This window comes from Frigoribacterium sp. PvP121 (assembly GCF_017833115.1).
Lineage (GTDB): Bacteria > Actinomycetota > Actinomycetes > Actinomycetales > Microbacteriaceae > Frigoribacterium > Frigoribacterium endophyticum.
On sequence record NZ_JAFIBR010000001.1, the window covers coordinates 1833956 to 1848985 of the forward strand.

The 15030-nt window shown below is 74.0% G+C and carries 13 protein-coding genes; 11 read left to right on the plus strand and 2 right to left on the minus strand.

Annotation, left to right across the window (positions count from 1 at the left end; all coding sequences use genetic code 11):
• Positions 1-153: 153 nt before the first annotated feature.
• The 6 genes from leuC (at position 154) to JOE43_RS08580 (ending at position 6833) form a co-directional block, all read left to right on the plus strand.
• Positions 154-1647, plus strand: coding sequence for a 3-isopropylmalate dehydratase large subunit (leuC, locus tag JOE43_RS08555; RefSeq protein ID WP_374072947.1), 1494 nt, complete (start codon positions 154-156; stop codon positions 1645-1647).
• Positions 1647-2246 carry a 3-isopropylmalate dehydratase small subunit gene (gene leuD / locus JOE43_RS08560; RefSeq protein WP_209517030.1) on the plus strand — a complete coding sequence of 200 codons (600 nt, stop codon included), beginning with the start codon at positions 1647-1649 and terminating at the stop codon, positions 2244-2246. Before leuC ends, leuD begins: the two co-directional genes overlap by 1 nt.
• The gene (gene murA, locus JOE43_RS08565) at positions 2243-3610 is read left to right on the plus strand and encodes a UDP-N-acetylglucosamine 1-carboxyvinyltransferase (protein WP_056053530.1); all 1368 of its coding nucleotides are present in this window, start codon (positions 2243-2245) and stop codon (positions 3608-3610) included. Before leuD ends, murA begins: the two co-directional genes overlap by 4 nt.
• A 6-nt stretch (positions 3611-3616) precedes the next feature.
• Positions 3617-4435 carry a 1-acyl-sn-glycerol-3-phosphate acyltransferase gene (locus JOE43_RS08570; protein WP_235491151.1) on the plus strand — a complete coding sequence of 273 codons (819 nt, stop codon included), beginning with the start codon at positions 3617-3619 and terminating at the stop codon, positions 4433-4435.
• 100 nt (positions 4436-4535) lie between these two features.
• Positions 4536-5549 carry an NAD(P)H-dependent glycerol-3-phosphate dehydrogenase gene (locus JOE43_RS08575; RefSeq protein WP_209519144.1) on the plus strand — a complete coding sequence of 338 codons (1014 nt, stop codon included), beginning with the start codon at positions 4536-4538 and terminating at the stop codon, positions 5547-5549.
• Between the two features lie 105 nt (positions 5550-5654).
• Positions 5655-6833 (plus strand): D-alanine--D-alanine ligase family protein, encoded by a 1179-nt coding sequence (locus tag JOE43_RS08580; RefSeq protein WP_209517033.1) that lies wholly within the window; start codon positions 5655-5657, stop codon positions 6831-6833.
• Between the two features lie 33 nt (positions 6834-6866).
• On the opposite strand, the gene JOE43_RS08585 is transcribed toward JOE43_RS08580, so the two are convergent.
• On the minus strand, positions 6867-7478 hold the full coding sequence (locus JOE43_RS08585) for a DUF3515 family protein (RefSeq protein ID WP_209517034.1): 612 nt from the start codon (positions 7476-7478) through the stop codon (positions 6867-6869).
• Positions 7479-7502: 24 nt separating this feature from the next.
• Here JOE43_RS08585 and thiL point away from each other — a divergent pair, with 24 nt between their 5' ends.
• Positions 7503-8576: a thiamine-phosphate kinase gene (thiL, locus tag JOE43_RS08590; RefSeq protein WP_209517036.1), complete on the plus strand. Its 1074-nt coding sequence runs from the start codon at positions 7503-7505 to the stop codon at positions 8574-8576.
• A 53-nt stretch (positions 8577-8629) separates the two neighbouring features.
• Here thiL and rsmD read toward each other — a convergent pair whose 3' ends face one another.
• Entirely contained in the window at positions 8630-9196 is a 567-nt protein-coding gene (gene rsmD / locus JOE43_RS08595; RefSeq protein ID WP_209517038.1) for a 16S rRNA (guanine(966)-N(2))-methyltransferase RsmD, read from the minus strand.
• A 130-nt stretch (positions 9197-9326) separates the two neighbouring features.
• On the opposite strand from rsmD, the gene JOE43_RS08600 reads away from it, so the two are divergent.
• The 4 genes from JOE43_RS08600 to JOE43_RS08615 all read left to right on the plus strand — a co-directional run bounded on the left by JOE43_RS08600 (position 9327) and on the right by JOE43_RS08615 (position 15030).
• Entirely contained in the window at positions 9327-11033 is a 1707-nt protein-coding gene (locus JOE43_RS08600) for an acyl-CoA dehydrogenase family protein (protein WP_209517040.1), read from the plus strand.
• Between the two features lie 47 nt (positions 11034-11080).
• On the plus strand, positions 11081-13306 hold the full coding sequence (locus JOE43_RS08605) for an ATP-dependent DNA helicase RecG (RefSeq protein WP_307803296.1): 2226 nt from the start codon (positions 11081-11083) through the stop codon (positions 13304-13306).
• A 114-nt stretch (positions 13307-13420) separates the two neighbouring features.
• Positions 13421-13903, plus strand: coding sequence for a pantetheine-phosphate adenylyltransferase (gene coaD, locus JOE43_RS08610; protein WP_209517042.1), 483 nt, complete (start codon positions 13421-13423; stop codon positions 13901-13903).
• A gap of 95 nt (positions 13904-13998) precedes the next feature.
• Positions 13999-15030, plus strand: coding sequence for an AAA family ATPase (locus JOE43_RS08615; protein ID WP_374072951.1), 1032 nt, complete (start codon positions 13999-14001; stop codon positions 15028-15030).

Genomic DNA, 15030 nt, shown 5'->3' on the forward strand with positions numbered 1-15030 from the left:
GCGCTCGGGGGCGCTCGGGGGCGCTCGGAGGCCGCTCGGCGGCGCGGGAATGCGGCGTCGGCCTCGCCGCTTGCACCTCACGTCGCCGGGCAGGCCCTGGCGTAGACTTCGACGATCATTCCGCTGAGAAGAGCTCTGGAGAGGGGCGTGCCCGTGGGCAGGACGCTTGCCGAGAAGGTGTGGGACGACCACGTCGTCGTCAAGGGGGAGGACGGCGCGCCCGACCTCCTCTACATCGACCTCCACCTCGTGCACGAGGTGACCAGCCCGCAGGCCTTCGACGGCCTCCGCCAGGCCGGTCGTCCGCTCCGCCGCACCGACCTCACGATCGCGACGGAGGACCACAACACCCCGACGCTCGCCATCGACCGGCCGATCGCCGACCTCACGAGCCGCACCCAGATCGAGACCCTGCGCCGCAACACGGCCGAGTTCGGCGTCCGGCTGCACCCGCTGGGCGACGCCGAGCAGGGCATCGTCCACGTCGTCGGCCCGCAGCTCGGCCTCACCATGCCGGGCATCACGGTGGTCTGCGGCGACTCGCACACCTCGACGCACGGCGCCTTCGGCGCGATGGCGTTCGGCATCGGCACCAGCGAGGTCGAGCACGTGATGGCGACGCAGACCCTGCCGCTCAAGCCCTTCAAGACCATGGCCGTGACCGTCGAGGGCACGCTGCGCCCCGGCGTGACCGCGAAGGACATCATCCTCGCCGTGATCGCCCAGATCGGCACCGGCGGCGGTCAGGGCTACGTGCTCGAGTACCGCGGCAGCGCGATCCGGGCCCTCTCGATGGAGGGGCGGATGACGATCTGCAACATGTCGATCGAGGCCGGCGCCCGCGCCGGCATGGTCGCCCCCGACCAGACGACCTTCGACTACCTCGAGGGCCGCGACCACGCGCCGACCGGCTCCGACTGGGACGACGCGGTCGCCTACTGGACGACGCTGCCGACCGACGACGACGCCGTGTTCGACGCCGAGGTCTTCCTCGACGCCGACACCCTCGAGCCGTTCGTCACCTGGGGCACGAACCCGGGCCAGGGCGTGTCGCTCAGCGACTCGGTGCCCGACCCGACCGCCGTCGCCGACCCGAACGAGCGCGCCGCCGCCGAGCGCGCGCTCGAGTACATGGCCCTCGAGGCCGGCACCCCGATGAAGCAGATCCCGGTCGACGCGGTCTTCATGGGCTCCTGCACGAACAGCCGCATCGAAGACCTGCGGGCCTTCGCCTCCGTCATCGCCGGCCGCACCAAGGCCGAGGGCGTCCGCGTCATGGTCGTCCCCGGCTCCGCGCGCGTCCGGCTCGAGGCCGAGGCCGAGGGCCTCGACAAGGTCTTCACCGACTTCGGCGCCGAGTGGCGCTTCGCGGGCTGCTCGATGTGCCTCGGCATGAACCCCGACCAGCTCGCCCCGGGCGAGCGCTGCGCCTCGACGAGCAACCGCAACTTCGAGGGCCGGCAGGGCAAGGGCGGTCGCACGCACCTCGTCTCCCCGCTCGTCGCGGCGGCGACCGCCGTGCGCGGCACGCTCTCCGCCCCGGGCGACCTCGACGACCTCGCCGGCACCCCCGTGCACGACGCGCTCCTCGCCGAGCGCGCCGAGACCTCGCCCGCGCTCGCCGAGCTGGCCGGAGGCGCCGCCTGATGCAGAAGTTCACGACCGTCACCGGAGTGGCCGCGCCCCTGAAGCGCAGCAACGTCGACACGGACCAGATCATCCCGGCCGAGTTCCTCAAGCGGGTCACGAAGACCGGGTTCGAGGACGCCCTCTTCTTCTCCGCCCGGCAAGATCCGGACTTCGTGCTGAACCGACCCGAGTACCAGGGCGCGCGCGTCCTCGTGGCGGGGCCCGACTTCGGCACCGGCTCGAGTCGCGAGCACGCCGTGTGGGCCCTCCGCGACTTCGGCTTCGACGTCGTCCTCAGCGCCCGCTTCGGCGACATCTTCCGCGGCAACTCGGGCAAGCAGGGCCTGCTCAGCGCCGTGGTCGACGAGGCCGACGTCGAGCGCGTCTGGGCGGTGCTCGAGGCCACGCCCGGCCTCGAGATGACCGTCGACCTCGAGGCGCAGACCGCCACGGCGGGCGACCTGACCGTGTCGTTCGAGGTCGATGCCTACACTAAGTGGCGCCTGCTCGAGGGTCTCGACGACATCGGGCTGACGCTCCGCGACGAAGCGGCCATCACAGAATTCGAATCCCGACGCGCCGCCTGGCGCCCGAAGACATTGCCGGTGAAGAAGTGAACTCCCTTGTCCAAGACGCAGCAGCAGCAGGAGCCCGAGTGGGTCTGAAGAGCGACGAGATCGTCATCCGCGGCGGCAAGCCGCTGATCGGCCGCATCGAGGTCCGGGGCGCGAAGAACCTGGCCACGAAGGCCATGGTCGCGGCCCTCCTCGGCGACACCCCCAGCATCCTCCGCGACGTCCCCGACATCAGCGACGTCAACGTGGTGCGTGGCCTGCTCTCCGTGCATGGCGTCCGGATCACCGACCCGGCACGCGGCGAGATGATCCTCGACCCGTCGAACGTGGAGTCGGCGCACTTCGCCGAGATCGACGCGCACGCCGGCTCGAGCCGCATCCCGATCCTCTTCTGCGGCCCCCTCCTGCACCGTCTCGGCGAGGCGTTCATCCCCGACCTCGGCGGCTGCCGCATCGGCGACCGCCCGATCGACTTCCACCTCGACGCGCTCCGCGCCTTCGGCGCCGTGGTCGACAAGTCGTACAACGGCATCCACCTGACGGCCCCCGACGGCCTCAAGGGCGCCAACATCGAGCTGCCCTACCCGAGCGTCGGCGCCACCGAGCAGGTCCTGCTCACGGCCGTCCTCGCCGACGGGGTCACCGAGCTCCGCAACGCGGCGATCGAGCCCGAGATCATGGACCTCATCGCCATCCTCCAGAAGATGGGCGCCGTGGTCTCGGTCGAGCCCAACCGCGTCATCTTCATCGAGGGCGTGAAGAGCCTCCGCGGGTACACGCACCGAGCGATCAACGACCGCAACGAGGCCGCCAGCTGGGCCTCCGCGGCCCTGGCGACCAAGGGCGACATCTTCGTCGAGGGCGCCGACCAGAAAGACCTGATGACGTTCCTCAACGTCTTCCGCAAGGTCGGCGGCGACTTCGACGTCCACGAGGACGGCATCCGCTTCTTCCACCCCGGCGGCGAGCTCAAGCCCGTCGTCGTCGAGACCGACGTGCACCCCGGCTTCATGACCGACTGGCAGCAGCCCCTCATCGTCGCGCTGACCCAGGCGCAGGGCACCTCGATCGTGCACGAGACCGTCTACGAGAACCGCTTCCAGTTCACCGAGGCGCTGAACGACATGGGCGCGCAGATCGTCGTCCACAAGGACGGCCTGCCCGGCCACGACCGCCGGGTCGCGCGCCGCGAGTTCGAGCAGGCCGCCGTCATCACCGGGCCGACGGCGCTGCACGGCGCCGACATCCGCGTGCCCGACCTGCGCGGCGGCTTCAGCCACCTCATCGCGGCGCTGACCGCCGAGGGCGAGTCGAAGATCACCAACGTCGGCATCATCAGCCGTGGCTACGAGCACTTCATCGCGAAGCTGCGCAAGCTGGGCGCCGACTTCGACTTCCAGGGCTAGCCCGGCGTGAGCGACGCCGCCCGCGCGCACGGGGGTCCCGCCGACCCCGACGTGCCCGTCGTCCAGCCTGCCCGCCGCGTCGGCCGCTTCGGCCGGGGCAAGGAGAAGAGCGCGGTCTTCCGTGCCGTCGCCGCCGTCGGGGCGCCGCTCTTCGACCGCCTCGCGGTGATCGAGGTCCGCGGCGCCGAGAAGCTGCCGAACGAGGGCGCCTTCGTGCTCGCGCCCAACCACTGCACCAACATCGACCCCGTGGTCGTGGCGCGCCTGATGTGGACCCTGGGCCGCGTGCCGAGGTTCCTCGCAAAGGCGTCGCTCTTCCGGGTGCCGGTCTTCGGGTCGCTGATGCGCGCCATGGGGCACGTTCCCGTCGAGCGTGGCGGACCGACGCACGCGAGCGACCCGCTCGCCGCGGGCCGTGCCCTCGCCACGAGCGGCGGCGGGGTGATCATCTACCCCGAGGGCACGCTGACCCGCGACCCCGACCTCTGGCCGATGAAGGGCAAGAGCGGGGCGGTCCGCCTCGCGATCGAGGCCGGCGTGCCCCTCGTGCCGATGGCCCACTGGGGCAGCCAGCAGGTCATGGGCCGCTACTCCTCGAAGCTCAGCCTCTTCCCGCGGAAGCGCATCCTCGCGGCGATCGGCGACCCCGTCGACCTGTCGCCGTGGCGCGGCCGGCCGCTCGACCAGGCGGCGTACGCCGAGGCGACGGCGCTCGTGATGCGCCGGGTGACCGAGCTGCTGGCTGAGCTGCGCGACGAGTCGCCGCCGGCCGAGCCGTGGGACCCGCACGCGAAGGACCAGAAGGAGACCGGCCGCTTTGAGTAGCAGCGACGACCGCCAGGGCACGAGCGAGGGCGCCAGCCGCGAGGACGCCATCGGCGCCCTCGGCGAGGGCGCGGTCACGACCGAGGCGATCTCCGTCGTCATGCGCAGCGCGATCCCGCGCACGGTCGCCGTGCTGGGCTCCGGCAGCTGGGGCACGACCTTCGCGAAGGTGCTCGCCGAGGGCGGCGCCGACGTGACGCTCTGGGCGCGCCGCCCCGAGCTCGCCCGCGAGATCACCGAGAGCAAGCGCAACAGCGACTACCTGCCGGGCATCAACCTGCCCCGCACCCTCGTCGCCACGACCGACGTCGCCGCGGCCCTGGCCGGGGCCGAGCAGGTGTACCTCTCCGTACCGAGCCAGACCCTCCGTGAGAACCTCGCCGCGGTGCGCGAGCTCGTGCCGCACGGCGTCCCGGTCATCAGCCTCATGAAGGGCGTCGAGAAGGCGACCGGGCTCCGCATGAGCCAGGTCATCGAGCAGGAGCTCGACATCGACCCCGACCTCATCGCCGTCGCCTCCGGCCCGAACCTCGCCCTCGAGATCGCCAAGCGGCAGCCGACCGCGGCCGTCGTCTCGTCGCGCAGCCTCGAGACCGCCACGGCCGTCGCGGCCACGGCGACGAACCCGTACTTCCGGTCCTTCGTCAACACCGACGTGATCGGCACGGAGTTCGGCGGCGTGCTCAAGAACCTCATCGCGGTGGCCGTCGGCATCGTCGACGGCGTCGGCTACGGCGAGAACACGAAGGCCTCGATCATCACCCGCGGCCTCGCCGAGATGACGGCCTTCGCGGTGTCGTTCGGGGCGAAGGCCGAGACCCTGGCCGGGCTGGCCGGGCTCGGCGACCTCATCGCCACCTGCGAGTCGCCGCTCTCGCGCAACAACACCGCCGGCCGGCTGCTCGGCCAGGGCTACGCGTTCGGCGACGTCGTGCGCCAGATGAACCAGACCGCGGAGGGGCTCTCCTCGGTCGCCCCCATCCTCGAGCTGGCCGCGTCACGGGGGGTCGACATGCCCATCGTGACCCAGGTCGCCGGCGTCCTCGCCGGTACGCTGGACCCGCGGAACATCGCCCCGCACCTCACCGAGACCGACGAGCCGCAGGGCGAGTAGCCGCGGGAGGGCGACCGGCACCACGCCGGGGCCGACGCTCCGTCACGAACGCCACCCGCGCCTCCCACGGTCACCCCGTCGGGCGCGACGACCCAGAGGGGCCCCATGAGCAGCGAGACCGACACCGGCGTGGCCGACGTCCCCTCGACCGAGACCGAGACCGACACCGGCGTCGGCGCCGTGCCGGGCGCCCCGCGGCGCCAGCGCGTCGTCGTGCTGTTCGGCGGCCGCTCCAGCGAGCACTCGATCAGCTGCGCGACCGCCGGCGGCGTGCTCGCGGCGATCGACCGCGACCGCTTCGACGTCGTCCCGGTCGGCATCACCGCCGACGGGGCGTTCACGCTCCAGCCCGACGACGCGGCCCTGTTCGCCCTCGACGCCGTGTCGCTGCCGGTCGTGCGCGACAACGGCACGCGCGTCCGCTGGCCGGAGTCGTCGACCAGCCGTGAGCTCAGCGTCGTCGAGGCCGACGGCAGCGTGCGGCTGCTCGGCGACGTCGACGTCGTCTTCCCCATCCTGCACGGGCGCTTCGGCGAGGACGGCACGGTGCAGGGCCTGCTCGAGCTCGTCGGCCTGCCCTACGTCGGCGCGGGCCTGCTGGCCTCCGCGGTCGGCATGGACAAGCACTTCACCAAGACCGTCCTGCAGCAGGCCGGCATCGCCGTCGCCCCCTGGCGGACCGTCCGGGCCGCGGAGTGGCAGGCCGACCCCGAGGCCGTCGCGACCGCGGTGGCCGAGCTCGGCTACCCCCTCTTCGTCAAGCCCGCCCGGGCCGGCTCGAGCGTGGGCGTCTCACGCGTCGACGGCCCCGACGAGCTCGCCGCGGCGATGGCGGTCGGACTCGCGGAGGACGTGAAGGTGCTCGTCGAGGCGGGCCTCGTCGGCCGCGAGCTGGAGTGCGCCGTGCTCGGCGGCCGGGCCGGTGGGGCACCCCGCACCTCGGTCGCCGGCGAGATCGTGCTCGGCTCCGACACGTTCTACGACTTCGAGTCGAAGTACCTCGGCGGCGCGGGTGCCGACCTGGTCTGCCCCGCGCCGCTCGCCGACGACGAGCTGGCCGAGATGCAGCGCCTCGCCGCCCTCGCCTTCGAGTCGATCGACGGCACCGGCCTGGCCCGCGTCGACTTCTTCCTCACCGCGGAGGGCTGGGTCGTCAACGAGATCAACACGATGCCCGGCTTCACGCCGATCTCGATGTTCCCGGCGTGCTGGCTGGCCAGCGGGCTCAGCTACCCCGAGCTGATCACCGAGCTCGTCGAGCTCGGCCTCGAGACCGACCGCTAGGTCGCCGGGCCCGTGCGCGGGCCTCTCCGCCGCCTAGGGCGTGGGGGAGTCGCGGGGCGCGTCGGTGGACGCACCGCCGTCGGTCGGGCCCTCGGTGGCGCCGGCCCCGCCGCTGCCGTCGCTCCCGTCAGCACCGCCGCCGTCGCCGCCCGGCAGGTCGCCGACGCCCACGCAGGCGCGCCCGTCGTTGGGCAGGTAGCCCACCGCGTCGGCGAGGTCGAAGAGCGGCGTGCTGCCGACCTCGTCGGTGACGATCACCTGCACGGCCGGGGTGCGGCCGTAGGTGGTGAAGATGTAGGTGTCGGGGTCGTCGGGGTCCTGGTCGCTGAGCCAGTCCACGCCGGCGACCGGGTAGCAGGGCAGGTCGGAGACGGCGGGCGCGGTGACGCCGCAGCGCAGCAGCACGGCCGTGGGGGAGCCCCAGGCGCCGGTCGCCTGCGCGTCGGTCTCGCGCCGCTGGTAGGGCGCGCTGTCGGGGCCCACCTGCTCGGGCAGGTGGACGGTGACCTGGGCGCAGGCCGGGTCGTTCGCGTCGTCGGCCGCCGTCATCGGCACGGCGGCGGTGCAGCCCGCGAGCACGGGCACGAGCACGGCGACGGTGGCGGCGAGGAAGGGCAGGCGCAGGCGCCGAGCGGGGCTGGACATCCCGGCCAGGCTACCGTCGTGCACATGGAACGCACCTCCACGTCCGCCGAGCCCGCCGACGCCGCCGACGGCGCCCCCGCCCCCGCCGACCGGGGCGCCGGCGCCCCCTCCGCGGCCGACACCGTCGAGGGCGCGGGCGAGCTCGCGACCCTGGCGCGCATCCTGCCCCGCCTGCCCCGCGGGCTCGACACGCAGCTCGGCCCGGGCGACGACGCCGCCGTCGTCGCCGCGCCCGACGGCCGCTTCGTCGTGACGACCGACCTCATGGTCCACGGCCCCGACTTCCGCCTCGCCTGGTCGACCCCCCACGACCTCGGCTGGAAGGCCGCCGCCTCGAACCTCGCCGACGTCGCGGCGATGGGCGCGCGGCCCACGGCCCTCGTCGTCGCCCTCGCGGTGCCGCCCGGCACCCCCGTCGCCGACCTGGAGCGCCTGGCCGACGGGCTGCGCGAGGCATGCGCCGAGATGGCTCCCGGCTGCGGGGTCGTGGGCGGCGACCTCTCGGTGTCGGCGACGTTCACGGTCGCGGTGACGGCGTTCGGCGACCTCGGCGGCCGCCCCCCGGTGCGGCGCGACGGAGCCCGGCCGGGCGACGTGGTGGCGGTCTCCGGCGCCCTCGGGCGGGCGGCCCGGGGCCTCGACCTGCTGTTCCGCCTCGGCGTCGACCACGAGGGAGCGCCCGACGCCGACCTCGCGGCGGCCCTCCGGGAGCGCGACCCCGACGTCGGCTGGCAGCTCGCCCCGACGCCGCCGATCGCCGACGGCCGGCTCGCCGCGACCGCGGGGGCGACCGCGATGCTCGACCTCAGCGACGGGCTCGCCCTCGACGCCGCCCGGGTCGCCCGGGCGAGCGGCGTCGTCGTCGACCTCGACCCGGCGCGCCTCGGCGCCGATCCGCGCGTCGCCCTCGGCGGCGGCGAGGACCACTCGCTGCTCGCCACGTTCCCGCCCGGCACCGACCTGCCGGGCGGGTTCCGCGCGGTCGGCGTCGTCCGGGAGCTCGGGGGAGGCACGCCCCGCGTCACCGTCGGGCGTCGCGACCTCGACGAGGTCGGCGGGTGGGACCCGTACCGCCTCTGGAGCGGGCAGGCGGGCTGAGGCCGACCCGCGACTCCTCGGGGGCCCGGAGCCGCGGGCCCGGGGCCTCGTGCTCAGTCGCGGACGGCGAACCAGACCGTCGTGTCGCCGTACTTCTTCCGCACGTCGAGGCCGAGCCCCGCCGGCCAGACCGGCTCGCCGTCGCGCGAGGCGCGCTCGACGACGACGAGGGCCCCGTCGGCCAGCGAGGGAGCGAGCGCCTCGAGGTCGCCTGCGAGCTCCGCCGCGGAGACCTCGTAGGGCGGGTCGAAGAAGACGAGGTCGACCGGCGCCGCGCTGCCGACGAGGTAGGCGCGCACGGGCATGGCGACCACGTCGACCCGCGGTGCGCGGCCGCTCGGGGCGCGCCCGACCACGGCGTCGACGTTCTTCCGCAGCACGCGGGCGGCCGCGGGCGCCTTCTCGACGAGCGTGACCGTCGCCGCGCCCCGCGACGCCGCCTCGAGGCCGAGCCCGCCGGTGCCGGCGTAGAGGTCGAGCACGCGCCGGCCGGCGATCTCGTCGCGGGCGTCGAGCGACGAGAACAGCGCCTCGCGCACCCGGTCGCTCGTCGGGCGCGTGCCCGTCTTGGGCACGGCGAGGGTCAGGTTGTCGGCGAAGCCGGAGATGATGCGGGACACACGGCCATCCTGACGCATCGGCCAGGCGGTTCGAGCAAGTCGACAACGCGGCGGCGGCCCGGCCGGTGAGCGGTCGTGGAGGTGGCACAAGGCGTTTGGCGGTCGCGGTCGCCGCGGGCACGATCGGCCCATGACCAGCGTCGACCGCACCGTGAGGCCCTCGTTCACCAAGTCGTTGTTCGCGGGGCGGATCGCCTCCGAGCTCGTGCTGCCCTACCCGCACATGGCGCCGGAGGAGGCGGCCAGGGTCGAGGCCGCGGCGGCGTCGGCCCGCGAGGTGCTCGCCGGCTACGACCCGCTGCGCGCCGAGCGCGAGGGCTGGGTCGGCGACGACACGATCCGCGAGCTGGGCGACCGCCGCCTCACCGGCCTCTTCGTCGCCGAGGAGTACGGCGGCCTCGGCCTCGGCCAGAGCGCGTACTGCCGGGTGATGGAGGAGTTCGGCCGGGTCGACGGCACCCTCGCCACGGTGATGGGCGTGCACCAGTCGATCGGCACCAAGCCCCTGCACCTCTACGGCACCGACGACCAGAAGGCCCGCTGGCTGCCCGACCTCGCGAGCGGCCGCAAGCTCGCGGCCTTCGTGCTGACCGAGCCGAACGTCGGCAGCGACGCCTACGCGCTCGAGACCCGCGCCGAGCGGCAGTCGGACGGCAGCTGGGTGCTGAACGGCGAGAAGCGCTGGATCGGCAACGGCGACAAGGACGTCCTCACCGTCTTCGCCCGCAGCGAGCTCGGCCACGTTGCGCTGGTGGTCGAGAAGGGCGCCGAGGGGCTCAGCACGGGGCCCCGTTTCGAGACGCACGGCCTCAAGGCGAACCACCTGCAGCGCGTGCACTTCACCGACGTCCGGGTGCCGGCGGATAACCTGCTGGGCGAGCCCGGCGACGGCTTCCGCATCGCCATGAACACCCTCAACAACGGCCGCATGTCGATGGGCACCGCGATCTCGGGCGGCATGAAGCGCTTCCTCCAGCTGTCGGTGGAGCACACGGAGGCGCGGCGCCAGTTCGGCCGCCCCCTGGCCGACTTCGAGATGGTCGGCGACAAGCTCGCGTGGATGACCGAGCAGATCTACGGGGTCGAGTCGATGTCGTACCTCACCACCGGGCTCGTCGACCGGGGCGACACCGACTTCGCGCTGGAGTCGGCGATGACGAAGGTCGTCGCGAGCGACACGGGCTGGTTCGCGCTCAACCGGGCGGTGCAGCTGCACGGCGGCGAGGCCTACATGGAGGGGCACCCGCTCTCGAAGGCCCTCCGCGACTTCCGCATCTTCCCGATCTTCGAGGGGGCGAACGACGTGATGCGCGCGTTCGTCGCCCTCAACGGCCTCAAGGCCCTCAGCGAGGAGCTGCCCGACGTCGCGTCGCTCCGCATCGGCGAGCCCGCCCGGGCGCTCGGGGTGCTCGCGCCCTACGTGGCGGGCCGGGTGCAGCGACGCATCTCGCCGGAGCGGCCGGTCGGCGTGCACCCGTCGCTCGCCCGCAGCGCCGCCGCCGTGGGCGAGCAGGTCTCGCAGCTGCGTGAACGGGCCGAGGCGGCCCTCCGCCGGCACGGGCGCCACGTGCAGGAGAAGCAGCTCGTCCAGAAGCGCCTCGCCGACGCCGCCTCCGGCGTCTACGCGCAGATGGCCGTCCTCTCCCGCGCGACCACCAGCCTGCAGGAGGCGCGGGCCGGCTCCGCCGACGAGCGTCACCTGGCCGTCGGGTTCTGCAAGCGGTCGGCGCGGGAGGTCGCCCGGCAGCTGCGGGCCCTCGAGGTCAACGACGACCGGCACGTGACGGCGCTCGCGGAGTCGACCCGCGCCTCCGGCGGGTACGCGGTCGCGCTCTGACGCCGTCGCGCTCCGACGCTGTCGGGGGCGGGCGCTAGCGTGGTGGGGTGCCCGACTCCCCGCTCGACGCGTCGCCCCTCGACGCCTCGCTGGCCGGTGCCCTCGGCGGGCGGACGGCGCAGGCGATGCAGAAGGCCTTCGGCCTCCGCACGGTCGGCGACCTGCTCTCGCACTACCCGCGGCGCTACGCCCGGCGCGGCGAGCTGACCGCGCTCGACCAGCTGCCGCTCGGCGAGTCGGTGACGATCGTCGCCCAGGTGCTCGACGTCCGCGAGCGCACGATGCGGGCGCGGCGTGGCTCGATCCTCGAGGTGCGCATCGGCGACGGCCAGGGCATCCTCACGCTCACCTTCTTCAACCAGGCCTGGCGCGCGAAAGACCTGGTGCCGGGGGCCCGGGGCATCTTCGCGGGCAAGGTCGGCGACTACCGGGGCCTCCGCCAGCTGGCCCACCCCGACTACGAGCTCTTCGACGCGTCGCACGAGGCCGTGGCGGGCGTCGGCGACGCCGAGGCGCAGGCCTGGGCGAAGCAGCCGATCCCCATCTACCCGGCCAGCGCCTCCGTCGCCTCGTGGCAGGTGCAGCGCTCGGTCGAGCTGGTGCTCGACACGCTCCCGCCGATCGACGACCCGGTGCCGACCGCCGTGCGGGCCGAGCTCGAGCTCGTGTCGCTGCGCGACGCTTACGAGCTCGTCCACCGGCCCGAGAAAGACCGAGACCACCTGCGTGGCCGTGACGCGCTGCGCTTCCAGGAGGCCTTCGTGCTCCAGGCGGCCCTGCTGCAGCAGCGCGCCCTGCTGCGCACCGCCCCCGCGACGCCGCGCGTGGCCGGGCCGGACGGCCTGCTCGCGCGCTTCGACGCCGCGCTGCCCTTCGAGCGGACGGCCGACCAGGTGCTCGTCGGCTCCGAGATCAGCCGTGACCTCGAGGGCGACGTGCCGATGAACCGGCTCGTGCAGGGGGAGGTCGGGTCGGGCAAGACCCTCGTGGCGCTCCGCGCGATGATCGCGGTCGCCGAGAGCGGCGGCCAGTCGGCCCTCCTCGCGCCGACCGAGGTGCTCGCCGCCCAGCACCTCCGCTCGGTGGTGCGCTCGCTCGGCCCCGACCTCGCGGCGCGGCTGCGGCCCACCCTGCTCACCGGGCAGATGTCGACCGCCGAGAAGAAGCGCGCGCTGCTGTCGATCGTCAGCGGGCAGTCGCACCTCGTCGTCGGCACGCACGCCCTCCTCAGCGAGGCCGTGGGGTTCTACGACCTCGGCCTCGTCGTGGTCGACGAGCAGCACCGCTTCGGCGTCGAGCAGCGCGAGGCCCTGCGGCAGAAGGGCCGCACGCCGCCGCACGTGCTCGTCCTGACGGCCACGCCCATCCCGCGCACGGTCGCGATGACGGTCTTCGGCGACCTCGACGTCTCGACCATCACCGAGCTGCCCGCGGGCCGTCAGCCGATCGAGTCGTTCGTCGTGCCGCTGGCCGACCGGCCCGGCTGGCGCGACCGCGTCTGGCAGCGCTCGGCGGAGGAGGTCGCGAAGGGCCGCCAGGTCTTCGTCGTCTGCCCCGCCATCGACGCGGCCAGCGTCGAGGCCGGCGAGGAGGCGCCGGTCGACGACGCACCGGAGGGCACCGCCGAGGGCGCTCCCGACGGCGCCGTGCCCGCCCCCGAGCGTGCGAGCGTCGAGGGCGTGCTCGCCCTCGCCCGGTCGCTGCCCGTCCTCGCCGGCGCCCGCGTCGAGCCCCTCCACGGCCGCATGTCGGCCGACGAGAAGGACGACGTCATGCAGCGCTTCGCCGCGGGCCTGATCGACGTGCTCATCGCGACGACCGTCATCGAGGTCGGCGTCGACGTGCCGAACGCGTCGACGATGGTGGTGCTCGACGCCGACCGTTTCGGGGTGTCGCAGCTGCACCAGCTCCGCGGCCGGGTCGGGCGCGGCGGGCACCCGGGCCTGTGCCTCCTCGTGACCCACGCGGCGCCCGACACGGTCGCCCGTGAGCGCGTCGAGGCGGTCGCCGCCACGCTCGACGGGTTCGAGCTCGCCCAGGTCGACCTCGAGCTGCGGCGGGAGGGCGACGTGCTCGGCAGCCTGCAGTCGGGCGGCCGCTCGTCGCTCCGCCTGCTGCGGGTCGCGACCGACGGCGACCTGATCACGACCGCGCGCGAGCACGCCGCGGAGGCGCTCGAGGGCGACGCCGCACTGACCGGGCACCCGGCGCTGGCCGCCGCCATCGCGCGCCGCCTCGACGACGCCGACCGCGAGTACCTCGCGAAGAACTGACCGGGCGGCCGCGCGCCGTCCGCCGACGAGCGCGAGACGGGCTCCCGGGGCACGTCGCTCCGAGTTCGCCCGAAGGCCCCCGGGAGCGACATCTGCACGGGCTAGGGTGTGCGGATGAACAGGATCGCCGTCGTCCCGGGGTCGTTCGACCCGGTCACCCTGGGTCACGTCGACGTGATCGCCCGGGCCGCCCACGTCTTCGACGAGGTGCACGTGCTCGTGGTGCACAACCCCGACAAGTCGGCGCTGCTGCCGCTGCCGAAGCGCGTCTCGCTCCTCGAGCGGTCGCTCCGCGAGGCGGGCCTCCCCGAGTCGGTGACCGTGCACAGCTGGAGCGTCGGGCTGCTGGTCGACTACTGCACCGAGGTCGGCGCCTCCGTGCTCGTCAAGGGCATCCGCTCGCAGGTCGACGTGGCCTACGAGACCCCGATGGCGATCATGAACCGCAGCCTCGCCGGCGTCGAGACGGTCTTCATGCTCCCCGACCCCGCCCACGCCCACGTGTCGAGCTCGCTGGTGCGCCAGGTCGCGGCGCTCGGCGGCGACGTCGCCCCGTACGTCCCCGCCAGCGTCGCCGAGTACCTCGCGGCCACCTGACCCCTCCCGCACGGCAGCGTCGCCGGCCCCGGCCCGTCTCCTCCCGTGCGACCCGACCACCCCGCACGCCCGCCCGACGCCCTCCGGGAGAGACCATGAGCACGACCAGCGACACCCGACCGTCCGACCGTGCCCTGCGGGGCGACGGCGACCTCGACCTGATGCCCCTGCCCGAGGTGCAGGCCGCCGCGCGCCGGATCATGGAGGCGGTGGCCACGGTCATCGACGGCAAGGACGGCGCGATCGGCACGGCCCTCACCGTCCTGCTCGCCGAGGGGCACCTCCTCATCGAGGACGTCCCCGGCGTCGGCAAGACCCAGCTCGCCCGGGCGCTCGCCAAGGCCGTCGACGCCCGGGTCACGCGCATCCAGTTCACCCCCGACCTGCTGCCGAGCGACATCACGGGCGTCTCGATCTACGACCGCGACCGCGGGGGCTTCGAGTTCACGCCCGGCCCCGTCTTCGCCAACGTGGTGATCGGCGACGAGATCAACCGCGCCTCCCCGAAGACGCAGTCCGCGCTGCTCGAGAGCCTCGAGGAGCGGCAGGTCACGGTCGACGGGGTCACGCACCCGCTGCCCGACCCCTTCCTCGTCGTCGCGACGCAGAACCCGGTCGAGATGGAGGGCACGTACTCGCTGCCGGAGGCGCAGCGCGACCGCTTCATGGCCCGCATCTCGCTCGGCTACCCCGACACGGAGAGCGAGCTGCGGATGCTGCAGCAGCGCGAGCGCGTCAGCCCGCTCGAGAAGGTGCGGCCGCTCGTCTCGCTCGACGAGCTGCGCCGCATGATCGCGGCCGTGCGGACGGTCTACACGGCCGAGCCGGTCGAGCGCTACGCCGTCGACGTCGTCCAGGCGACGCGGCGCCACCCCGACGTGCGGCTCGGTGCCAGCCCCCGGGCGACGCTGCAGCTCATGCGGGCGGCCAAGTCGTGGGCGGCGCTCAACGGGCGCGGCTTCGTCGTGCCCGACGACGTCGACGCGATGAGCGGGCCCGTGCTCGGCCACCGGATCATCCTCGCCGGGCGGGCCGGGGCCGGCGCGGTCTCCGCGGCCTACGACGTGGTGGCCGACGTCGTCGCCTCGACCGACGTGCCGCTCGGCGACACGGCCGGCCGACGCTGA